The sequence below is a fragment of the Staphylococcus sp. HMSC067F07 genome, assembly GCF_001837405.1.
Classification (GTDB): domain Bacteria; phylum Bacillota; class Bacilli; order Staphylococcales; family Staphylococcaceae; genus Staphylococcus; species Staphylococcus capitis.
This window is the reverse complement of record NZ_KV832237.1, coordinates 722,007-744,145: the sequence shown is the minus strand read 5'-3', so window position 1 is coordinate 744,145 and position 22,139 is coordinate 722,007. Positions and strand designations below refer to the sequence as shown.

The 22,139-nt window shown below is 32.2% G+C and carries 21 protein-coding genes; 19 read left to right on the top strand and 2 right to left on the bottom strand.

Features of this window, described 5'->3' with window-relative positions:
- Window positions 1-141: 141 nt before the first annotated feature.
- Window positions 142-936 (bottom strand): teichoic acids export ABC transporter ATP-binding subunit TagH, encoded by a 795-nt coding sequence (tagH, locus tag HMPREF2706_RS10515; RefSeq protein WP_002433506.1) that lies wholly within the window; start codon window positions 934-936, stop codon window positions 142-144.
- Window positions 937-1,260: 324 nt separating this feature from the next.
- On the opposite strand from tagH, the gene tagG reads away from it, so the two are divergent.
- The 16 genes from tagG (at window position 1,261) to HMPREF2706_RS10435 (ending at window position 18,607) form a co-directional block, all read left to right on the top strand.
- Entirely contained in the window at window positions 1,261-2,073 is an 813-nt protein-coding gene (gene tagG / locus HMPREF2706_RS10510; protein ID WP_030059008.1) for a teichoic acids export ABC transporter permease subunit TagG, read from the top strand.
- 170 nt (window positions 2,074-2,243) lie between these two features.
- Window positions 2,244-3,338, top strand: coding sequence for a teichoic acid glycerol-phosphate primase TarB (tarB, locus tag HMPREF2706_RS10505; protein WP_030059010.1), 1,095 nt, complete (start codon window positions 2,244-2,246; stop codon window positions 3,336-3,338).
- Complete coding sequence (locus tag HMPREF2706_RS10500) at window positions 3,335-4,402, top strand: glycosyltransferase family 2 protein (RefSeq protein WP_064212336.1); 1,068 nt, start codon at window positions 3,335-3,337, stop codon at window positions 4,400-4,402. The genes tarB and HMPREF2706_RS10500 overlap by 4 nt, the downstream gene beginning before the upstream one ends.
- Before the next feature lie 125 nt (window positions 4,403-4,527).
- Entirely contained in the window at window positions 4,528-4,926 is a 399-nt protein-coding gene (gene tagD / locus HMPREF2706_RS10495) for a glycerol-3-phosphate cytidylyltransferase (RefSeq protein WP_002433252.1), read from the top strand.
- Between the two features lie 355 nt (window positions 4,927-5,281).
- Window positions 5,282-7,009, top strand: coding sequence for an ABC transporter ATP-binding protein (locus tag HMPREF2706_RS10490; protein WP_002469828.1), 1,728 nt, complete (start codon window positions 5,282-5,284; stop codon window positions 7,007-7,009).
- Window positions 7,010-7,318: 309 nt separating this feature from the next.
- Window positions 7,319-8,548, top strand: coding sequence for a NupC/NupG family nucleoside CNT transporter (locus HMPREF2706_RS10485; protein ID WP_030059164.1), 1,230 nt, complete (start codon window positions 7,319-7,321; stop codon window positions 8,546-8,548).
- A gap of 873 nt (window positions 8,549-9,421) precedes the next feature.
- Window positions 9,422-10,255, top strand: a complete 834-nt coding sequence (locus HMPREF2706_RS10480) for a YitT family protein (RefSeq protein WP_002433225.1) — start codon at window positions 9,422-9,424, stop codon at window positions 10,253-10,255.
- 248 nt (window positions 10,256-10,503) lie between these two features.
- A complete protein-coding gene (locus HMPREF2706_RS10475) occupies window positions 10,504-11,301 on the top strand; it encodes an ABC transporter ATP-binding protein (protein ID WP_002433244.1) in 798 nt (265 codons plus the stop codon).
- Between the two features lie 27 nt (window positions 11,302-11,328).
- Window positions 11,329-12,333 carry a FecCD family ABC transporter permease gene (locus tag HMPREF2706_RS10470; RefSeq protein ID WP_064212335.1) on the top strand — a complete coding sequence of 335 codons (1,005 nt, stop codon included), beginning with the start codon at window positions 11,329-11,331 and terminating at the stop codon, window positions 12,331-12,333.
- Window positions 12,330-13,346, top strand: coding sequence for a FecCD family ABC transporter permease (locus HMPREF2706_RS10465; protein WP_070862368.1), 1,017 nt, complete (start codon window positions 12,330-12,332; stop codon window positions 13,344-13,346). The genes HMPREF2706_RS10470 and HMPREF2706_RS10465 overlap by 4 nt, the downstream gene beginning before the upstream one ends.
- Before the next feature lie 263 nt (window positions 13,347-13,609).
- Window positions 13,610-14,578 carry a dihydroxyacetone kinase subunit DhaK gene (gene dhaK, locus HMPREF2706_RS10460; protein WP_002433253.1) on the top strand — a complete coding sequence of 323 codons (969 nt, stop codon included), beginning with the start codon at window positions 13,610-13,612 and terminating at the stop codon, window positions 14,576-14,578.
- A gap of 41 nt (window positions 14,579-14,619) precedes the next feature.
- Window positions 14,620-15,195, top strand: coding sequence for a dihydroxyacetone kinase subunit DhaL (gene dhaL, locus HMPREF2706_RS10455; protein ID WP_030059161.1), 576 nt, complete (start codon window positions 14,620-14,622; stop codon window positions 15,193-15,195).
- A 2-nt stretch (window positions 15,196-15,197) separates the two neighbouring features.
- Window positions 15,198-15,575, top strand: coding sequence for a dihydroxyacetone kinase phosphoryl donor subunit DhaM (gene dhaM, locus HMPREF2706_RS10450; RefSeq protein ID WP_002433105.1), 378 nt, complete (start codon window positions 15,198-15,200; stop codon window positions 15,573-15,575).
- A gap of 63 nt (window positions 15,576-15,638) precedes the next feature.
- Window positions 15,639-16,139, top strand: a complete 501-nt coding sequence (locus tag HMPREF2706_RS10445) for a hypothetical protein (protein ID WP_002433134.1) — start codon at window positions 15,639-15,641, stop codon at window positions 16,137-16,139.
- Between the two features lie 174 nt (window positions 16,140-16,313).
- On the top strand, window positions 16,314-17,381 hold the full coding sequence (locus tag HMPREF2706_RS10440; RefSeq protein WP_049428826.1) for a YkvI family membrane protein: 1,068 nt from the start codon (window positions 16,314-16,316) through the stop codon (window positions 17,379-17,381).
- A gap of 176 nt (window positions 17,382-17,557) precedes the next feature.
- Window positions 17,558-18,607 (top strand): alpha/beta hydrolase, encoded by a 1,050-nt coding sequence (locus HMPREF2706_RS10435; protein ID WP_002433382.1) that lies wholly within the window; start codon window positions 17,558-17,560, stop codon window positions 18,605-18,607.
- A gap of 211 nt (window positions 18,608-18,818) precedes the next feature.
- Here HMPREF2706_RS10435 and HMPREF2706_RS10430 read toward each other — a convergent pair whose 3' ends face one another.
- Window positions 18,819-19,325 (bottom strand): GNAT family N-acetyltransferase, encoded by a 507-nt coding sequence (locus HMPREF2706_RS10430; RefSeq protein ID WP_070862367.1) that lies wholly within the window; start codon window positions 19,323-19,325, stop codon window positions 18,819-18,821.
- 120 nt (window positions 19,326-19,445) lie between these two features.
- Here HMPREF2706_RS10430 and graX point away from each other — a divergent pair, with 120 nt between their 5' ends.
- Genes graX through graS form a run of 3 tightly spaced genes read left to right on the top strand, consistent with a single transcriptional unit; the run spans window position 19,446 to window position 22,093 of the window.
- Entirely contained in the window at window positions 19,446-20,369 is a 924-nt protein-coding gene (gene graX / locus HMPREF2706_RS10425; RefSeq protein ID WP_049428825.1) for an auxiliary protein GraX/ApsX, read from the top strand.
- A gap of 16 nt (window positions 20,370-20,385) precedes the next feature.
- Window positions 20,386-21,060, top strand: coding sequence for a response regulator transcription factor GraR/ApsR (gene graR / locus HMPREF2706_RS10420; RefSeq protein WP_002433229.1), 675 nt, complete (start codon window positions 20,386-20,388; stop codon window positions 21,058-21,060).
- Window positions 21,053-22,093 carry a histidine kinase GraS/ApsS gene (gene graS, locus HMPREF2706_RS10415; protein WP_049428823.1) on the top strand — a complete coding sequence of 347 codons (1,041 nt, stop codon included), beginning with the start codon at window positions 21,053-21,055 and terminating at the stop codon, window positions 22,091-22,093. The genes graR and graS overlap by 8 nt, the downstream gene beginning before the upstream one ends.
- Window positions 22,094-22,139: the final 46 nt, after the last annotated feature.

Sequence of the window (22,139 nt, the reverse complement as noted above, 5' to 3'; positions counted from 1 at the left end):
CTTCTACTTTTTGAAAAGGGTTAAGCTCAAATTAATTGAAAATAATTATCATATGAGAGTTGCAATGTTTTAAATCTTTAATTTAAAAGCACATAAAAACTGTCAACAACGTTTATTGTGACAGTTTAGTATGATATTTGCTTATTTAATAACAAAACGTGATTCATCTAATTCGCTTCTAAAGGCTTTTTGTTGTGCTTTAGATTTCTTCTTGAAGTCCTTTAAGAATTCTTCGTATTTTGGTAATACATCATCAAGTTCACCAAATTCTTTTAATTTGCCACCTTCAATCCAAGCAATTTTTGTACAGAATTCTCTGACTTGGCGGAGATTATGGCTAACAAAGAAAATAGTTTTTTTCGCTTCTTTAAATTCATAAATTTTATCTAAACATTTTTGAGTAAATGTTTGATCTCCTACAGAAAGCGCTTCGTCAATAACCAAAATGTCTGGATTAACAGTTACATTAATTGAAAATCCTAATTTAGCACGCATACCACTGGAATATTTTTTCACTGGTTGATAGATGAATTCACCTAATTCACTAAAATCAATGATTTTAGGCATTAACTCTTTGATTTCTTTACGTTTAAACCCCATACACAACATTTTAAATTCAATGTTTTCTACTCCTGTTAGTTGACCGTTTAAACCTGCATTAATTGCAATTACACTGACATCACCATGTCGTTCAATTTCTCCAGAGGAAGGGGAAAGTGAGCCGCCTATCATGTTACTTAAGGTAGACTTTCCGGAACCGTTAATTCCTACTAGACCTATGACGTCGCCTTCATGTGCTGTAAGTGAAACACCATCTAAAGCGAAAAATGTTTTATTTTTATTTTTAGGGATTAAAGCATCTTTAATTCGATCTTTATTATTTCTATATATACGGTATTCTTTAGTTACATTTTCAATATTTACCGAAACGCTCATTTTAGTACCTTCCTTATATACATTTATATAGATTATAATATACAAAACATCAGTTGTTAAATTTATTAACCTAGTGTAAAGTGAATAGAAGATTTTGTTAAAATTATTAAATGTGAAAATACTATCTTTGTCATACTTCACATAAAAGTTAAATATTATCATTACTGTTTTTAACGATAATGATTGTATAATATAATATGCTTGTAATAAACAATAAGCTATTATTCAGAATAAAGTGATTACAAAATATAAGTTTAAAAGACTATTTAATAAAGTTTTACAATAGATATATTTCTATTGCATGAGAAAGCGTGGTTGGGTTTAATGTCAGCAGTTGGAACTGTTTTAAAGGAACACCTCAAAAACTTCTATTTAATTCAAAGACTGGCACAATTTCAAATTAAAATCTCAAATCACAGTAACTATTTAGGAATGGCATGGGAAATTTTAAACCCAGCGCTACAAATTATGGTTTACTGGCTAGTTTTTGGTTTAGGAATTAGAAGTAATGCACCAATACATGGTATCCCATTTGTATTTTGGTTGCTAGTGGGAATTAGTATGTGGTTTTTCATTAACCAAGGTGTTCTTGAAGGTACCAAATCAATTTCACAAAAATTTAATCAAGTTGCTAAAATGAATTTTCCATTATCTATTATTCCCACGTACATTGTAACTAGCAGATTTTACGGTCATTTAGGATTGTTAGCAATTATTATCATCGCATGTATGTTTAAAGGAATTATACCGAGTATTCATATTGTTCAATTATTAATTTATGTACCTTTTGCATTTTTATTAACTTCATCCGTAGCCTTGTTAACGTCAACGCTAGGAATACTTGTAAGGGATACACAAATGATAATGCAAGCGCTCATGAGAATATTATTCTATATGTCTCCAATTTTATGGGTACCTAAAAATCATGGTGTGAGTGGTGTTATACATCAAATTATGATGTTCAACCCAGTTTATTTTATTGCCGAATCATATCGTGCGGCAATTTTATTCCATCAATGGTACTTTATCGATCATTGGAAATTGATGTTATATAACATTTGTATTATTATTTTGTTCTTTGTTATTGGCTCTATTCTTCATAAACGTTATAGAGATCATTTTGCAGATTTCTTATAAAGATTTATACATTGCCTTGGTCCACTCTGGATCAAGGTTTTATTTTTGAAAAATAAAATCACACACTACAACTTTTTAATGAGCATTAAAGATACTATTATCATTTTCTAAGGAAGAAAGAATCGTTTATAATTTAATAATACGATTGAGTAAATAAAGACGGTGAAAACATGAGAATTCTAATAAAAAAAATATATATGTTTATAATTAAGGTGTTAAATTATCTATTTAAAACTAAGAAAATAAACCGAAATCATATAGTAGTTATGATGACCTTTAAACAAGATGTGTTTCCAATAATTGAAGCATTAAGTCAACAGAAGTACGATATTACAGTTATTGGAAAAATGAAGGATCAAGCGCATTTAAAAAACTTGAAAAATATAACATTCATACCTGCAGGAAATAAAAATGTGATTAGCCATATTAAGGCATTAAGCTCAGCTAAAGTCATTATTATTGACACGTATTATCTTATGATGGGCGGATATCATAAAAAGAAAGGACAAGCTGTCATTCAAACTTGGCATGCAGCGGGAGCGCTCAAAGATTTCGGTTTGACCGACCATCAGGTGGACGTGAATAATCAAACAATGGTTAAACAATATAAGCGTGTTTACGATGCAACAGACTATTATTTAATAGGTGGAGAAGAGATGGCTCAGTGCTTTAAGGAATCATTTGAAGCACGTCCTGATCAAATGTTAAAGTTTGGACTTCCTAGATTAGTAAAATATTTAAATATTGATATAGAAGAAGCACAACGTAGTTTGAAAGCGAAGTATCATATTAAAGATAAATTAGCGGTATATGTGCCTACGTATAGGGAATCTAAAATTGCAAATAGGACTATAAATAAAGAGAAGTTTGAACAAAACCTACCTAATTATACGTTATTAAGCCATTTGCACCCTTCGATTAGAGATCGACAATCATCACAAGATATCGATATATCTTCTTTAATGATTATGGCAGACGTCATTATTAGTGATTATAGTTCGCTACCAATTGAAGCAAGTTTGCTCAATAAACCTACCTTATTCTATAACTATGATGAGAAAGAATATGAAAATGTTAGAGGATTGAATTCATTTTATTATGAGATTCCAAATGACTATAAATTTACTGATGAAAATAGTTTAATTCAAGCACTTAAAGAGAATGATGTACCACTACAATCATTATTTAATACTTGGCATCGATATAATACGAAAGAAAGTTTAAACGAGTTAGTCAATTTTATAAATAAGTTGGTGAAATTATGAAATTAGCAATAATTATTCCAGTATATAATTCTGAAGATACTATCAAACGAGCAATCCTTTCTGTGGATAGTAAGTCAGATTATGAAATTATCTGCGTAAATGATGGTTCGACCGATAATACAAAACGCGTGCTTACAGAACTTCAGAAAGAGCATAAAAATATTAAAGTGATTAATCAAGATAATCAAGGTGCAGCACGTAGTAGAAACGTTGGATTAGAGGCAATGTCAGATGACGTTGAAGGATTTCTATTTTTAGATGCTGATGACGAGTTCTTACCTAGTAGAATTGATTTAATGGTTGAAGCATTTCAAAAAAATGAAGAAACTGATGTAGTTATAGGACAAATGGGCAGAGGTATCAATGGTGATTGGAAAGTGATTCCGACACATGATGATATTGTATTGGATGAGTTAGTCACGCTTGATCGCAAGCCTGAAATTTTACAGTCGATAGGTCCTGGCGCTAAATTATTTAGTGCCAAATATGCAGGATTACGTTTTGATGAGGATGTCGTATTCTGTGAAGAACACACGTTTATTGTGAGAGCATTTTCTAAAGCAAGAGATATTCAACTTATACCAAATATTGTTTATGTATATAATGAAAGAGAAGGGTCAGTTACAGCTCAACGTGCTGATACATTTCTCCCTTATATGAAGGACGCTTTAAAAGTGCGTCGACGTGTCATGGAGTTATTGTTACTCATTGAGGAAAAGACATATTACAGTTATCGGATGGATAATCTTATCGTAAGTTATTTAATACAAGCGCATTTAATGAAGAATAGTCAAATGACTCAATCGTTCATGGATAGTGTTACAACTTATATGAAAGCTATGCAACATACCCATTACTCAGGGAATGCAATGTTTAGAATTGTAAGAGCTGTTGAGCAAAGTGCAACAAATTGGACGAAAACGTTATATCAACAATGGAGAAAGACATTACAAGGTGTTGGTATAGGTCGACCTGGTTATTTACGTTTTAAAGTTTCAGTACTTCCTAGACGTGCATCATTTTCAGGGAAGCAATCATTAAAACGCATGTTAAATAAGAAATAATGCAATAAGAAAATTTGTATAAAATTATCCTTATCTTATATTGAATTAATGGTAAGGGTGAAATATTTATGCTACATTAAGATTGTAAATTTTTATTAAATTTTAAGTTAAGGAGAATACGTATCATGAAACGAGTAATTACTTATGGTACATATGATTTACTACATTATGGTCATATCGAATTACTGAGAAGAGCACGTGAAATGGGCGATTATCTTATCGTGGCGCTCTCTACAGATGAATTCAACCAAATAAAAAATAAAAAGTCGTACTATGATTATGAGCAACGTAAAATGATGTTAGAGTCTATTCGTTATGTAGATTTAGTAATCCCTGAAGAAGGATGGGGCCAAAAAGAAAAAGATGTTGATCGTTTTGAAGTTGATGTCTTTGTTATGGGTCACGATTGGGAAGGCGAATTTGATTTCTTGAAAGATAAATGCGAAGTGATTTATCTAAATCGTACAGAAGGTATCTCAACAACTAAGATTAAACAAGAATTATATGGAAAAGATGCTAAATAACTTTAAAACTATTTACATGCGTGTTACTAAGAGTAGCACGCATATTTTTTGTATAAGAATTAAATGATTATTGCGTAAAATTATAGGCGTGGACCTTCGTCAGTTGAACTAAAAGGTGTTATAATACTTAATGCGAAGTACAAAGTTATAATGAACGTAAATAGCTTAAGATAAAGGGAATTTTTAAGAATTATTTTACAGGACTTGTTAATCTTTTTTATTTATTATATTTAATAATGTAAAATCATTTTTGTAATTTAAAAGATTGTAAAGTGTATTATTATTTGGGGTAGAAATGGATTTATAGTATGATTGAGCAAAATGAAAATATGACAATTTAAGACGAGGTAAAATTATGAAACAACAAAACCCTTTATTTTTCTTATTTAAGAGGCTTTCATGGCCATATGGGTTAATCATTGCAGCGGTTATTATTACTTCGTTAGGAAGTTTGAGTGGGCTATTAGTGCCATTATTTACAGGACGAATTGTAGATAAATTCTCTGTAAGTAGTATTAATTGGGGCATGATAGGAATTTTTGGCGCAATTTTCTTAGTTAACGCGTTACTAAGTGGTGTAGGACTTTATTTACTTAGTAAAATTGGTGAGAAAATTATTTATGCCATTCGTTCTATATTATGGGAACATATCATCCAATTAAAAATGCCGTTCTTTGATAAAAACGAAAGTGGTCAGTTAATGAGTCGTCTTACTGATGACACAAAGGTTATTAATGAATTTATATCTCAAAAATTGCCTAATTTATTACCATCAGTATTAACTTTAATAGGTTCTTTAATAATGTTATTTATAATGGATTGGAAATTAACATTACTTACATTTATTACGATACCTATATTTGTTTTTATCATGATTCCACTAGGTCGAGTAATGCAAAAGATTTCTACAAATACGCAATCTGAAATCGCTAATTTTAGTGGTTTACTCGGTCGTGTGCTTACGGAAATGAGATTGGTTAAGGTTTCTAATACTGAAAGATTAGAGCTAGACAATGCACATGTTAATTTGAAAAAGATTTACAATCTTGGCTTAAAGCAGGCTAAAATTTCAGCCATTGTGCAACCAATTTCAGGCGTAGTTATGTTACTTACAATTGCGATTATTTTAGGCTTCGGTGCCCTAGAAATTGGTACAGGTGCTATTACGCCAGGTACATTAATCGCTATGATTTTCTATGTTATTCAACTTTCAATGCCTTTAATTAATTTATCTACGTTGGTTACTGATTATAAAAGAGCTGTCGGTGCAAGTCAGCGTATACATGAAATTATGCAAGAACCAATTGAACCAACTGAAGCTTTATCTGAATCTAAAGATGAAATCGTTGAAGATGGAGAGCTAAGCTTTGAAAATGTGGATTTTAAATATGATGTTAAGAAAATCTTGAACGATGTTACGTTTAATATACCTCAAGGCAAAGTAAGTGCCTTTGTGGGACCTTCAGGTTCAGGTAAAAGTACAATTTTCAATTTAATTGAACGTATGTATGATATTGAAAATGGAGACATTAAATATAATCATCGCAGTATATATGATATCCCATTGTCTAAATGGCGTAATAAGATTGGTTACGTTATGCAATCTAACTCAATGATGAGTGGTTCAATTCGAGATAACATATTATATGGTATCAATAGGAAAGTAACAGATGATGAATTAATTGAATATGCTAAACTTGCGAATTGTCATGAATTCATCATGCAATTTGATGAAGGCTATGACACTATGGTTGGTGAAAGAGGCCTTAAATTATCTGGTGGTCAACGTCAACGTATTGATATTGCGAGAAGCTTTGTTAAGAACCCAGATATTTTACTATTAGATGAGGCTACTGCCAATTTAGATAGTGAAAGTGAAGTTAAAATTCAAGAAGCGCTTGAGACATTAATGGAAGGTAGAACAACAGTAGTCATCGCTCATCGACTTTCCACTATTAAGAAAGCAGGACAAATTATCTTTATTGATAAAGGTCAAGTCACTGGTAAAGGTACTCATGGTGAATTAATGGCATCTCATGAAAAATATAAAAACTTTGTCACATCTCAAAAATTATCAGACTAAGTTATAGCACGTTCCACTATAATGTGGGGCGTGTTTTTTAATCTCCTCCTAAATATTGTGAGATATTCGTAAAACCATTATTTTAACCTAAATTTACAAGTGGTATAATGTCTCTTGTAAGAAGTGGAACGTTAGATATACATAATGTTATAAAGTACGGGTTATGACCGGATTTAAATGATTTAAATGATTTAAATGATATAAAGTTCAAATCTAGAAGCCCTTCTTGTAGAGTTTTGTAGTCTTACTACTATTTATATTGGATGTTTAATTATTTTTTATGAAAATACATGAATAGGTAGGTGCCAAATGTTTTTACTAATTAATATCATTGGGTTAATCGTATTTTTGGGTATAGCGGTTATATTTTCAAGGAATCGTAAAAATATTCAATGGAAATCGATACTGATTTTAGTCATCTTGAATTTGTTTTTAGCATGGTTCTTTATTTATTTTCCATGGGGAAGAAATGGAGTCAAAGGTGCGGCAAATGGGATAGCATGGGTGATAGAATCTGCGCACAAAGGAACTGGATTCGCGTTTGCTAGTTTCACTACTGGAAAGCAGATGGATATGGCTATTAGCGCGTTATTTCCTATCTTATTAGTTGTACCGTTATTTGATATTTTGATGTACTTTAATATACTTCCAAAAATTATTGGAAGTATTGGATGGTTACTTGCTAAGATTACTCGTCAACCAAAATTTGAATCATTCTTTGGTGTGGAAATGATGTTCTTAGGAAATACTGAAGCCTTAGCTGTTTCCAATGAACAACTGAAACGTATGAATGAAATGCGTGTATTAACTTTGGCTATGATGTCGATGAGTTCCGTTTCAGGGGCTATTGTTGGTGCTTATGTTCAAATGATACCTGGCGAGCTCGTTTTGACAGCTATTCCTCTAAACATAATTAACGCGATTATCGTGTCATCTATACTGAATCCAGTATCTGTTGAGGAAAAAGAAGACGTTATTTATAGCATTAAAGATCATCAAGAAGAGCGCCAACCATTCTTCTCTTTCTTAGGAGATTCAGTTTTAGCAGCTGGTAAGCTAGTGCTTATTATCATCGCATTTGTGATTAGTTTCGTAGCGTTAGCTGATTTAATTGATCGCTTTATTCATCTAATCACTGGGTTAATTGCCCATGGTTTTGGTTGGAAAGGTAGCTTTGGATTAAATCAAATTTTAGGTGTATTTATGTATCCATTCGCTTTATTACTTGGATTGCCTTGGAATGAAGCGTGGGAAGTTGCTCAACAAATGGCTAAAAAAATTGTTACTAACGAATTTGTAGTAATGGGTGAAGTTTCTAAGCAAGTCAATTCACTTTCACCACACCATAGAGCAGTGATTTCAACATTCTTAGTATCATTTGCTAACTTCTCAACTATAGGTATGATTGTAGGTACATTAAAAGGAATTGTTGATAAGAAAACATCAGATTTTGTATCCAAATACGTACCAATGATGTTATTGGCAGGTATTTTAGTATCATTACTAACTGCAGCATTTGTTGGATTATTTGCATGGTAATTAAATTTAAGAATTTAATTATTCTAAGCGTCTGGGACATGATTCCCTAAAAGAGTAGCAGTAAAATGATTTCTAATTAAAATCATTTTACTGCTACTTTTATATTCATTACTTCGTATAGTATGGTTTCGTGTCGCAGTGTGTCCGTCTCAATCTAGGTTTAGGACTGGGACTGCTCCTTCAGGAATCTCGTCAAAGATACTACATATTACCATGTAATTTCACATCGATATACTTTAAAATATAAGGCACTTTCCTATCATTGAATAAACTTCACTAAACTGAATTACCGAGATGCCTTATGAATAAAAAACTATAATAAGACTCAATTTACACGATTAATAAAAACTTCAGTTCTTATCTCCCTAAAAAATATTTCGCAACATGTTAGAGAAATTGTTGGAACAATCCTTTTTATTATTTAATAGGAGGCTGAAAAGCTCTTTGAAATGATAAAAACCAAGTATAGAAAGTGAGGAGACACTTCTTATACTTGGCTTTTATGGGAAATGAATATTAATGTACTTGTAACGGTAAGGACTAGGTACTGTCACAGTACTTCGAGCAAAATTTGTTTTGTTACTATAAACAACACAAAGGAGATAACTTCTCTTTCAAGAAGTTAAAATAATTATAGCAGAACTTATGTCATAAGTAAATTAAAAATTCAGAATATTTTAATTTGTTCGTCGATTGGTGTTTTATGAATAAGCAAATGCTAGTTGAGAAAGAAATAACAGTAAAAATATAATTTTTTACATTATTTAATCAATGACTTTGTTAAATATAAAAGATTTTGTTGAAGTAGTGTTGTAGAATATTACACGCTTGTGCTACCATTTTTATATTAAGAGAAAATAAAGGGGTGGTTGAATGAAAAGAACAATCAGAGATATATTATTAGTTATTGCTGGTTCATTCATTTTCTCAGCAGGAGTTAATGCTTTTATTATTTCTGGTAACTTAGGTGAGGGAGGAGTTACCGGTATAGCAATTGTATTATATTACGCATTTCATTTATCACCTGCAATTACAAACTTTGTGGTTAATGCTGTATTAATCATCATTGGCTATAAGTTTTTAAGTAAACGTAGTATGTATTTAACAGTTGTAGCAACTATTTTAATGTCTATCTTTTTAGATCTAACTGAGTCATGGCACGTGCATACAGGTAATGTGATTGTTAACGCAGTTTTTGGTGGTACGTGTGTCGGTGTGGGTATCGGAGTCATAGTATTAGCTGGAGGTACAACTGCTGGTACTGTCATATTAGCTAGAATCGTAAATAAATATTTAGATATCAGTACTCCATATGCTTTGCTTTTCTTCGATTTACTTGTGGTATTAATTTCTTTAACTCAAATTTCATTAGATAAGGCTTTAGTAACTATTATTTCTTTATATATAGGTACTAAAGTCATGGAATATGTGATCGAGGGTTTAAATACAAAGAAAGCAATGACTATTATTTCGAGTACGCCCGATGAGGTAGCTAAAGCCATTGATGAACAAGTTGGTAGAGGTTTAACAATACTCAATGGTCATGGGTATTATACACGTGAAGAAAAAGACGTGTTATATGTAGTTATCTCTAAAACTCAGGTCTCACGTGCTAAACGTATTATTAGAAATATTGATGAAAAAGCATTTTTAGTTATTCATGATGTAAGAGATGTGTATGGTAATGGTTTCTTACTAGATGAATAATATTAAATTATTTAGTGAAAAAGCGGGACAGAAAGATTTTCTGTCCCGCTTTTCGTCGTTACTTTTCAAATTAAATGATTTAACCGATTAATAAAAATATCTGTTAGTCATTAAAAGCTATAGATGTTATAATAATATCTATGATAATGATTATCAATTACGATTAATAATGAAATAATAAACACGAAAAATTAAATTCAATGTTTTTACGATATAAAATGTATTATTTAGATGAAAGTAGGGGAATTATGAGTCGTTTAAACGGTGAACAAGTTAAAATTGGTTACGGTGATACTACGATTATTAATAATTTAGACGTAGAGGTCCCAGATGGTAAAGTGACTTCTATAATTGGACCTAATGGTTGTGGCAAATCTACATTGCTTAAAGCGTTATCACGCTTGTTGTCTATTAAAGAAGGTGCAATTCATTTAGATGGTAAAAGTATCCATGCTCAATCAACTAAAGAAATTGCTAAGAAGATTGCGATACTTCCTCAATCACCTGAAGTTGCTGACGGTTTAACGGTAGGTGAACTCGTATCATATGGACGTTTTCCGCATCAGAAGGGCTTTGGCCGTTTAACAGCAGAAGATAAAAAAGAAATTGATTGGGCATTATCAGTTACTGGTACTAGTGAATTCCGTCATCGTTCAATCAATGATTTAAGTGGTGGACAAAGACAGCGTGTTTGGATTGCAATGGCATTAGCACAACGTACGGATATTATATTCTTAGATGAACCTACAACTTATTTAGATATTTGTCATCAATTAGAAATACTAGAACTTGTACAGAAATTAAATAAAGAACAAGGTTGTACGATTGTAATGGTATTGCATGATATTAACCAAGCTATTCGCTTCTCGGATCATTTAATTGCTATGAAAGATGGCAATATTGTAGCAAATGGTACAACTCAAGAAGTACTTACTAAAGATAATTTAGAAAAAGTATTCAATATCGATGTGGTATTAGATGAAGATCCTCGTACTGGTAAACCTCTACTTGTTACTTATGATTTGTTTAGTAAGACTTACTCGTAAAAGAGAAGACAAAGGATTAAAAATACAATGTTAGAAAAAAAGAAAAATGAAAACTTTAAGTTTATATCGCTTTTAATAGGTGGAGTAATAGTGCTAATACTAGCACTATTTCTTTCTATTTTATTTGGGAAAGCACATGTTGATATTCCTACCATATTTGATGCAATTTTCAATTATAATCCTAAAAATCAAAATCATAATATCATAAGTGAAATTAGAATACCTAGAGATTTAGGTGCAATTCTTGTAGGGATGGCTTTAGCTGTAGCTGGTGCTGTTATTCAAGGTGTAACTAAGAATGGGCTTGCTGATCCAAGTTTAATTGGACTAAACTCAGGTGCAACGTTTGGTTTGGCAATGACCTATGCTTTTTATCCTGAGGCACCATTTTTATTATTAATGATATCTGGATTTTTAGGTGCACTTTTAGGTGGCTTCATCGTGTTAATGATTGGGCGGTCTAGGCGTGATGGATTTAATCCTATGCGTATTATCTTAGCTGGTGCAGCTATAAGTGCGTTATTAACTGCACTAAGTCAAGGTGTCGCTCTTATATTTAGGTTAAATCAATCTCTAACTTTTTGGAGTGCTGGGGGAATATCAGGTACAACATGGGGACAACTTATATGGAGTGGCCCAATAATTATCGTTACGCTAATTATTATTTTAGTTATTAGCAAGCAACTTACTATTTTGAATTTAGGTGAATCACTTGCTAAGGGATTAGGCCAAAATGTCTCTATGATTCGCGGACTAAGCTTAGTTTTATCAATGATATTCGCTGGCGTTGCTGTGGCAATGGTTGGACAAATTGCTTTTGTAGGCTTAATGGTACCTCACATTGTTCGCTTTATTATAGGTACAGATTATTCAAAAGTGCTCCCACTGACTGCAATATTTGGTGGTGTATTAGTATTAGTTGCTGACATGATTGCAAGACTACTAGGCGAAGCCCCGGTAGGAGCAATTATTTCGTTTATTGGCGTACCTTACTTTTTATACCTTGTTAAAAAAGGAGGACGTTCAATATGATTGATCCGAATTTAAGACGTAAACAAATCATTACTTTTATCGTATTTGCCATATTACTATTTGCAGCATGTACTTGGAGTATTGCTTCAGGGGAATATAAAATACCTGTGCCAAATTTCTTTAAAACTCTAATTGGTCAGGGTGATGATACGGACTCGCTTATTTTAATAGATTTCCGACTTCCTCGCATGTTGATTACAATTTTAGCAGGTGCAGCGCTAAGTATGAGTGGTGCCGTTGTTCAAAGTGTTACTAAAAATCCTATAGCAGAACCTGGTATTTTAGGAATTAATGCAGGCGGGGGCTTTGCGATAGCATTATTTGTAACAATTGGACAAGTTAAACCAGATAATTTCGTTTATGTTTTACCTATAATTAGTTTAGTTGGTGGTGTCGCTACAGCATTAGTTATATTTATTTTTAGTGTAAATAAATATAGTGGGTTAACCCCTGCCAGCATGGTATTAATAGGTGTAGGTATGCAAACGGCATTATATGGAGGCTCTATTACCCTGATGTCAAAGTTTGATGAAGATCAATCAGAATTCATGGCAACTTGGTTTGCTGGTAATATTTGGGGAGATGATTGGACATTTGTTCTTGCATTTATTCCTTGGATCATGGTTATCGTGCCATATCTGTTATTTAAATCAAATGAATTAAATATTATTAATACACATGAACATGTTGCTAAGGGTTTAGGCGTTAAAGTTGAACGTGAGAGAATAGTGTTATTTTTTGTAGCAGTTATTTTATCTTCAGTCGCTGTTGCGGTTGCTGGTGCAATTTCATTTATTGGTTTGATGGGGCCACATATAGCCAAACGTATAGTGGGTCCTAGACATCAACTTTTTTTACCAATTGACATATTAGTTGGTGCATTTTTACTTGTTTTTTCCGATACTTTAGGAAAGGTTATTCTCCAACCGTCTGGCGTTCCTGCAGGTATAGTAGTTGCTATTATAGGGGCACCCTACTTCTTATACCTAATGTATAGAACAAAAAGTGTATAGATTAGTTAAGTGATAGGTAAAATATTAAATTTGAATATCGAGCGTATTTATATTTCTTAAAATAATGCATAATATAAAGCTTTTAAATGGATGGATTTTAGAGTGAACATTCATTTAAAGGCTTTTTTTAATATATAAGTATGAACCCTCTTATTAATTAGTAAACATGATTTGTGAACATTTTATTGAAGACACACTTAATATTAGCGATTGTCTATAAAGCTGTTTTATACTGATGATAAATTGATAAGGAGGGATTTTTTATGAAGAAATTAATAAAAGATAGACAACAGTTTTTAAGTGATATGTTAGATGGCTTAAAAGTAGCAAATCCTGAATTAGATGTAATTGAAGATACAGTTGTAGTACGAAAAGATAAAAAACAAAATGGTGTAGCACTTGTATCAGGAGGTGGAAGCGGTCATGAACCTGCACATGCTGGTTATGTCGCGCAAGGTATGCTTGATGCTGCAGTTTGTGGTGAAGTTTTTACTTCTCCAACTCCAGACAAAATTTTAGAAGCTATTAGGGCCGTTCACACTGGTGATGGTGTTTTACTCATTGTTAAAAACTATGCTGGTGATGTGATGAACTTTGAAATGGCCCAAGAAATGGCTGAAATGGAAGATATTCAAGTTGAAACAGTAATAGTTAGAGATGATATTGCGATTAGTACGCCAGAACAAAGAAGAGGTGTAGCTGGTACAGTTTTAATTCATAAGTATGCAGGCTTTTTATCTGAAAAAGGAGTACCATTAACTGAAATAAAAGAAAAAGTAGAGTTAATGATGTCTGAAATAAAAACAATTGGTATGGCTTTAACACCTCCTATGGTTCCAACCACAGGTCAATATGGGTTTGATATTGATGACAATGAAATGGAGATTGGTATCGGCATCCATGGTGAAAAAGGTTTGCATCGTGAAGCTATACAACCAGTAGATCAAATTGTTTCAACATTAGTAGAAGAATTAGATAAAGAAATATCAGGAGAAGAATTTATAGTAATGGTTAATGGTATGGGTGGCACACCACTATCTGAACTCAATATTGTAACTAAATATCTCAAAGATTTATTTGATAAGAAGCATTATGGGGTAAAACATTGGTATGTAGGTGATTTTATGACATCACTTGATATGCAAGGCTTTTCTATCACATTAGTTCCTGCTAATGAAGAGTGGTTAACAGCATTTTTAGCACCTACAACAAGTCGTTATTTTAACTCATAAAAAATAATTGTGAATAAATATACAATATAGAGGTGTTAGCTATGAATGTAGAAAAAATGAAAACTCAATTATTAAGTTTAGCGGATACTTTTAAAGATAAAGAATCAGAATTGACCGATTTAGATAGATCGATAGGTGACGGTGACCATGGCGTAAACATGGAAAGAGGTTTCTCTCATTTGAAAGATAATATCGATGATAAAGATATGGCTTCATTGTTTAAATCAACTGGAATGACATTGATGTCTAACATTGGCGGAGCATCCGGACCATTATATGGCTTTAGTTTTGTCAAAATGTCTAGTGTTGTTAAGGATGAAATCGATAAGGATAACCTAAAAGTATTATTAAAAACATTTGCAGATGCAATAGCTCAAAGAGGTAAAGTTGAATTAAATGAAAAGACTATGTATGATGTTGTCGAAAGGGCAAGCGAAGCGCTACAACATGATGAAAAAGTGACCTTAGATAAATTACAAGGTTATGCTGACGATACTAAAGATATGACAGCGACGAAGGGTAGAGCTGCTTATTTTAAAGAGGATTCTAAAGGTTACATTGATCCGGGTGCACAAAGTATGGTTTATATACTTAATGCTTTAATAGGAGATGAGTAAATATGCCTACAATAGTGTTAGTAAGTCATAGTGTTGATATCGCAAACGGGACGAAACAATTGCTTGAACAAATGGTGAGTGACGTTGACGTCTTAGCATGTGGTGGCACAGATGATGGTGGTATAGGTACTTCTTTTAATAGCATCCAAGATGCAATCAATCATTTAGAAGACGATGCGTTATGCTTTTTTGATTTAGGATCTGCTGAGATGAATTTAGACATGGCAATAGAAATGTATGAAGGCGACCATCAAGTTTTAAAAGTTAATGCGCCACTCGTTGAAGGTAGTTTTACTGCGTCTGTTAAGCTGTCTACTGGTGGTAGTGTTGAAGAAGCAATTGAAGAAGTTTATCGTACGTCTTTTTCAAGTGAAAATTAACTAAAATTATGATATTATAGTTATAATTGTTAAATAAAATCTGGATAATAGGAGGACATAGCCATGCAACACCTTATAAAGAGACATGTATTGAATGGCGAATTCGAGCAGATACGACAATTAATGTCCGAAACAGATTTTATGGAATTTGAAGAGGCATATATTTCTAGCGCTCATGAAGTAGAGAGTATGATGTTTTATACATGCATTTTAGATTTAATTAGAAATGAAGAAACATCTGAATTGCATGATTTAGCATTCTTACTACTTGTTTATCCGATGAGTGAATACGAAGGTGCTTTAGATTCTGCATACTATCATGCTGAGTCTTCCATAAAACTCACTAACGGAAATGAAGTTAAAAGTTTACTACAAATGCTATTGCTTCACGCAATTCCAGAGCCTGTTATTTCTGATAAGAAAGCATTTGATGTAGCTAAACGTATTCTTAAACTTGATCCTAATAATAATGTAGCACGTAATGTGCTTAAAGACACTGCAAAACGTATGGACAACATTGTTGTCGATATTAATGAATTAAACAAACATAGAGATGCACGTTAGTTAAACGTATTTATCTCTTTATAATGCCATTAGAGTTACCACACTTTAATGGCTATTTTTATACAAATTTCCCTACTTTTATGCATTAATGTATAAGTCTAATAGGTGGGGTTGAAAATAAAAAACAGTACGTTATAATTCTCACTGTGAAAATCTAAGGAGGTAATTTTTTAAATGGGGCTGAATAAAGAAGCAATAAAAATAGGATTTGCTTATGTCGGCATCGTTGTAGGGGCAGGATTCTCAACTGGTCAAGAAGTTATGCAATTCTTTACACCTTTTGGTTTATGGTCTTATATCGGTGTTTTAATCTCAGGTTTCATTCTAGGATTTATCGGTAGACAAGTAGCTAAAATTGGTACAGCCTTCGAAGCTACCAATCATGAATCTACTTTACAATATGTATTTGGTGAGAAATTTAGTAAAGTATTTGACTATATTCTAGTCTTCTTCTTGTTTGGTATCGCTGTAACAATGATTGCCGGTTCAGGATCAACGTTTAACCAAAGCTTTCATATACCTACTTGGCTAGGCGCCTTGATCATGACAATTGTAATTTATTTAACATTATTACTTGATTTTAATAAGATTGTTAGAGCTTTAGGGATTGTTACACCATTTCTAATTATAATGGTTATCCTTATTGCAGTTTATTATTTATTTACTGGTGATATCTCAATTGCCCAAGTAAATAATACAGTACCAGAAACAAGTGCATGGAAAGGTATATTCTGGGGACTTGTATACGGAGGTCTTGCTTTTGCAGTTGGCTTTAGTACAGTCGTTTCTATTGGTGGCGATGCGTCTAAGCGTAGAGTTTCAGGTGCTGGTGCGATGTTCGGTGGCGTTATTTATACCATCTTACTTGCACTAATTAACTTTTCACTACAAACAGAATATCCAAAAATTAAAAACGCAGATATTCCTACATTAGACTTAGCCAACTCAATCAATCCATGGATTGGTTTAGTATTAACTGTTATTATGTTAGCTGTAATGTATAACACTATTTTAGGACTTTGTTATTCATTCGCGGCACGTTTTACTGAACCATATAGCAAGAAATATCATATCTTTATCATTATTATGATGATTGCAGCTTATGTTTTAAGTTTCGTAGGATTCGCAGATTTAATTAACGTGTTATATAAATTTATGGGCGTTGTTGGTATGTTTATCGTTGTAGCAGTACTAATCAAGTACTTCAAACGTAAAAATGATGACAAGAAACACATTGCATAAGTTGTTATTTCGTATACACTTTACAATTTAAAATGATTGATTTAATCTTAAAAGCAATTCATCTTTCAATTAAAAGGTGAATTGCTTTTTCTTTATTTTTCAGAAAAAGTTAATGACCTAAGTCATCTAAGATATAAATTATTGAAAGAAGTCATGATTTGAGAGGATTACCAATAATGAAAGAAAAATATAAATGGTTGTTGATAACGTTATTCATCGTCATAATCATTGCAATCGTCTTGGGTTTTCTTTTGAAAAATCACTATGATAAAGGACAGGAAAAACAACAAGGTAGAGAGCATGTTCAAATTAATAATAAGAGCGTGAAATTATTTCAAAATATTTCTTATGGCGAAGGACTACCTAATAGTAAATTAGATATTATTACGCCTTCTGATATGAGTAAAGATACCAAATTGCCAGTAATTTTTTGGATGCATGGTGGTGGTTTTATAGCAGGTGATAAGCAATATAAAAATCCACTTCTGTCTAAAATAGCTGAACAAGGATATATTGTAGTAAATGTGAATTATGCGTTAGCTCCACAATATAAGTATCCAACACCGCTAGAGCAAATGAATGAGGCAGTTAAATTTATAAAGCAGAATAAACACGAACTACCCATTGATTTCAACCAAGTTGTTATTGGTGGTGATTCAGCAGGAGCTCAATTAACGAGTCAGTACGTTGCAATGCAAACTAATAAAAGTTTACGCAAAGAAATGAATTTCAAACAACAATTCAAGCCATCACAAATCAAAGCAGCTATATTCTTTGGTGGTTTCTATGATATGAAAACAGTGAAGGCAACAGAATTTCCAAGAATTCAATTATTTATGAAAAGCTATACAGGTATGAATAACTGGGAAACTAATTTTAAGAATTTATCTCAAATGTCGACGATAAATCAAGTCACTAAACAATATCCACCAACTTACTTATCAGTTGGAGATGCTGATCCATTTTATAGTCAAAATGAAGAATTCTATAAAGCACTTAAATCAGAAAATGTACCTGTAGATACGCTATTTTATGATGGAACACATCATTTACATCATCAATATCAGTTTCATTTAGATAAACCAGAATCAAAAGAGAATATTAAAAAAGTATTGTTATTTTTAAGTAGAAATACTTCATCTTCCGGCGTTGAAAGTGGAGAATCAACAGATGTGAAATCCGGTAATCAAACAAATAATAGTGTATCGCTATATCCATTTGAATAATATAAAGAAGGCAAATCGTTAAGGTTAGTTTAAAGCCTAACGATTTGCCTTTATTTTATCAATTAAATAAGGTATGAATGCATATAGTTTTTAAATACTCACTAAGAAATTTTGGATTAGAATAAAACTCAAGTAAAAGAGTCAAATTCACAACTTATAGTTATTATTTAAAACTTGTAATATGTGGTAAAATTTAAAATAAGACTAAAAATTAATTTAATATTTTAGCCATTACGTACTCATTGAAATAACGACCATTTATAAAAAGTTTATCTTTAAGTTCACCTTCGATAGTGAAACCTGTACCTTTAAAAAGTTCAATAGCTCGTGAATTTTCAGTGACAACTGTAGCTTCTATGCGTCTAATATTATGATTAAGTGACCAAGCTTCGATTGAATTGATGAGCGCTTGACCAACACCATGTTTTTGATAATACTTTTTTACACCAAGATAGACTACAGCCTCATGTTGTGTACGTTCGAAAGTCTCTGTATTCACAAATGCGTAACCAATGAGTTGTTCGTCACTTTCTGCTACAAAAATTGCTTTTGAAGGTGTTGTGATGTAACTTTCTAAACTTTGACTAACAGAAGCAATGCTTGGTGAATACTCACCAGGGTTATAAAACGTAAAATCTGATTCATCATAAATTTTGCTTAACAAATCTATAAAGTTTTCAACGTCTTTTATACTAATCTCACGAATTACGTGGGCCATGAAAACACTCCATTTTTCAATTAAGTAAATAGTTTCCTTCATTATAGTATAGTTTAAAGTTTTATGCTTGAATCAGTGATATTTTATTAATTATTAGAAAAAGTTAAGGAGTCGATAACCATGAAGCCTAAAGTTTTGCTTGCAGGTGGAACCGGCTATATCGGTAAATATTTGAGTAGAGTAATAGAAAAAGATGCTGAGCTTTACGCATTATCTAAATATCCTAAACCTGATAAAGGATCTATAGAAGAGATTACATGGTTGAAGAGTGATATTTTTAATTATGAAAATGTAGTTCAATCTATGGCAGGCATGGATGTAGCTGTGTTTTATTTAGATCCAACTAAAAACTCTGCAAAACTAACTCAAGCAACCGCTCGTGATTTAAATTTAATAGCTGCAGATAACTTTGGTAGAGCAGCAGCAATAAATCAAATTAAAAAATTAATTTATATACCTGGAAGTCGTCACGACAATGAAACGATGGAAAGATTAGGCGCTTATGGTGCTCCTGTAGAACGTACAAATGTAGAAGTGAAACGTCCGCATATTAATGTTGAATTACAAACTTCCAAATATGATGATGTTCGTACAGCGATGAAAATGGTCCTGCCGAAAAAGTGGACTTTGAATCAACTTGTAGACTACTATAGTCAATGGTTAGATGAAACTAAAGGTACGTTTGTACATACCAAAAAAGAAGATGAAGATTATATTATTTATCGTAAAAATAGTAGAAAACCTTTAGCAATTTTTAAGAAAAAACAGACTGCCGAAGATATCATTACGTTACATCTTGTTGGTGGTAAGTTAGCCAAACCCAATCTTAAAAAGCAAGGTAAGTTAGAATTTAGACTTCTTAAAGGAACGTCTTTAGTGATGGTTCACTTATATGATTATATACCTAAATTATTCTGGCCGATTTATTACTTTATTCAAGCACCTATTCAAGGTTTACTTATGCGAGGGTTTGAGATTGATTGCAGGATTAAGCATTTTCAAGGACGTGTTCAATCAGGTGAGAAATTTAAATATACTAAATAATTTCAGGTGATTTGTTATGCAAATACTATTGGTCGAAGATGACAATACGCTATTTCAAGAATTAAAAAAAGAATTAGAGCAATGGGATTTCAACGTAGTAGGTGTGGAAGATTTTGGTAATGTAATGGACACTTTTGAGAGATTTAATCCAGAAATCGTTATTCTAGACGTTCAACTCCCTAAATATGACGGGTTTTATTGGTGTAGAAAAATGAGACAAGAATCAAATGTTCCTATCTTATTCCTCTCATCAAGAGATAATCCAATGGATCAAGTTATGAGTATGGAACTCGGTGCAGATGATTACATGCAAAAACCTTTCTATACTAATGTACTTATTGCGAAGTTACAAGCTATTTATAGACGTGTCTATGAATTTGGCGTCGAAGAGAAACGCACTTTAAATTGGCAAGATACTGTAGTGGATTTATCAAAAGATAGCATTCAAAAAGCCGACAAAACAATCTTCTTATCTAAGACAGAGATGATTATTTTAGAGATGCTTATTAATAAAAAGAATCAAATTGTGACACGAGATACGTTGATTACAGCACTATGGGATGATGAAGCGTTTGTGAGTGATAATACACTTACCGTTAACGTGAATCGCCTTAGAAAAAAATTGGCAGAAATTGGTATGGATGATGCGATAGAGACGAAAGTCGGTAAAGGATATATGGCTCATGAATAACTTTAAATGGTTTTGGTTATTTGTTAGGTCTCGGAGTAATTGGATACTATGGATTATATTTTTAAATGTAATTATGTTGGGTATCGCCTACATTGATTATGATATTTCAGTTGAGAGTGTAGGCTATATTGTTGTGCTCAATCTAGGATTAAGTGTCCTTTTCTTAATATTTACTTTCGTAAAGGAAGTCCGCTTGTCAAAGCACTTTTATAAAAACAAAGAAATAGAGGAAATCAAACATAAAGATTTAGCGGAAACGCCATTTCAACAACTAACAATTGATTACTTATATCGTCATATCACAGCACAAAAAGATCAGGTCGTTGAGCAACAATTACAAATTAATAACCATGAACAAACAATCACAGAGTTTGTACATGATATTAAAACACCTGTGACAGCAATGAAATTATTAATCGATCAAGAAACCGATGAACAACGTAAAAAAGCGTTATTATTTGAGTGGTCGAGAATTAATGAGATGTTAGATAAGCAATTATATTTAACGCGTTTAGAATCAAAGAATCATGATATGTACTTCGATCATGTGGAGTTAAAACGTATGGTGATTGATGAAATACAATTAACACGTCATATCAGTCAAGCGAAAGGGATAGGATTCGATCTAGACTTTGAAGATGTCGATAAAGTGTTTACAGATGTGAAATGGTGCAGAATGATGATTAGACAAATTTTATCTAATTCATTGAAATATAGTGATAATACTACAATTGAATTATCAAGTTATATGAAAAATGGTCACGTTGTTCTAAAAATTAAAGACCATGGAAGAGGAATAAGTAAGAAAGACTTACCTCGTATATTCGATAGAGGATTCACATCTACTCTTAATCGAAATGAAACAGCTTCTTCGGGGATGGGGTTATATTTAGTGAATAGTGTTAAAGATCAATTGAGCATTGGCGTGAAGGTTAAGTCTGTAGTAGGCGAAGGCACTACATTTTATTTAATTTTCCCTCAACAAAATGAAATTGTAGAGCGCATGTCTAAAGTGACAAGATTGTCATTTTAAACATGCGTTTTGTTACTTACAATTATCACAATTGTAATTTTTAGTC

Excerpts from the sequence above, each read along its gene's own strand:
- HMPREF2706_RS10490 (WP_002469828.1), top strand. The coding sequence starts at position 5,282 with ATGAAACAACAAAACCCTTTATTTTTCTTATTTAAGAGGCTTTCATGG.
- HMPREF2706_RS10430 (WP_070862367.1), bottom strand. The coding sequence starts at position 19,325 with ATGGCCCACGTAATTCGTGAGATTAGTATAAAAGACGTTGAAAACTTT.
- dhaM (WP_002433105.1), top strand. The coding sequence starts at position 15,198 with ATGCCTACAATAGTGTTAGTAAGTCATAGTGTTGATATCGCAAACGGG.
- graX (WP_049428825.1), top strand. The coding sequence starts at position 19,446 with ATGAAGCCTAAAGTTTTGCTTGCAGGTGGAACCGGCTATATCGGTAAA.
- HMPREF2706_RS10465 (WP_070862368.1), top strand. The coding sequence starts at position 12,330 with ATGATTGATCCGAATTTAAGACGTAAACAAATCATTACTTTTATCGTA.
- dhaL (WP_030059161.1), top strand. The coding sequence starts at position 14,620 with ATGAATGTAGAAAAAATGAAAACTCAATTATTAAGTTTAGCGGATACT.
- tagD (WP_002433252.1), top strand. The coding sequence starts at position 4,528 with ATGAAACGAGTAATTACTTATGGTACATATGATTTACTACATTATGGT.
- HMPREF2706_RS10485 (WP_030059164.1), top strand. The coding sequence starts at position 7,319 with ATGTTTTTACTAATTAATATCATTGGGTTAATCGTATTTTTGGGTATA.
- graR (WP_002433229.1), top strand. The coding sequence starts at position 20,386 with ATGCAAATACTATTGGTCGAAGATGACAATACGCTATTTCAAGAATTA.
- HMPREF2706_RS10470 (WP_064212335.1), top strand. The coding sequence starts at position 11,329 with ATGTTAGAAAAAAAGAAAAATGAAAACTTTAAGTTTATATCGCTTTTA.
- HMPREF2706_RS10475 (WP_002433244.1), top strand. The coding sequence starts at position 10,504 with ATGAGTCGTTTAAACGGTGAACAAGTTAAAATTGGTTACGGTGATACT.
- HMPREF2706_RS10500 (WP_064212336.1), top strand. The coding sequence starts at position 3,335 with ATGAAATTAGCAATAATTATTCCAGTATATAATTCTGAAGATACTATC.
- tagG (WP_030059008.1), top strand. The coding sequence starts at position 1,261 with ATGTCAGCAGTTGGAACTGTTTTAAAGGAACACCTCAAAAACTTCTAT.
- HMPREF2706_RS10445 (WP_002433134.1), top strand. The coding sequence starts at position 15,639 with ATGCAACACCTTATAAAGAGACATGTATTGAATGGCGAATTCGAGCAG.
- HMPREF2706_RS10435 (WP_002433382.1), top strand. The coding sequence starts at position 17,558 with ATGAAAGAAAAATATAAATGGTTGTTGATAACGTTATTCATCGTCATA.
- HMPREF2706_RS10480 (WP_002433225.1), top strand. The coding sequence starts at position 9,422 with ATGAAAAGAACAATCAGAGATATATTATTAGTTATTGCTGGTTCATTC.
- graS (WP_049428823.1), top strand. The coding sequence starts at position 21,053 with ATGAATAACTTTAAATGGTTTTGGTTATTTGTTAGGTCTCGGAGTAAT.
- tagH (WP_002433506.1), bottom strand. The coding sequence starts at position 936 with ATGAGCGTTTCGGTAAATATTGAAAATGTAACTAAAGAATACCGTATA.
- tarB (WP_030059010.1), top strand. The coding sequence starts at position 2,244 with ATGAGAATTCTAATAAAAAAAATATATATGTTTATAATTAAGGTGTTA.
- dhaK (WP_002433253.1), top strand. The coding sequence starts at position 13,610 with ATGAAGAAATTAATAAAAGATAGACAACAGTTTTTAAGTGATATGTTA.
- HMPREF2706_RS10440 (WP_049428826.1), top strand. The coding sequence starts at position 16,314 with ATGGGGCTGAATAAAGAAGCAATAAAAATAGGATTTGCTTATGTCGGC.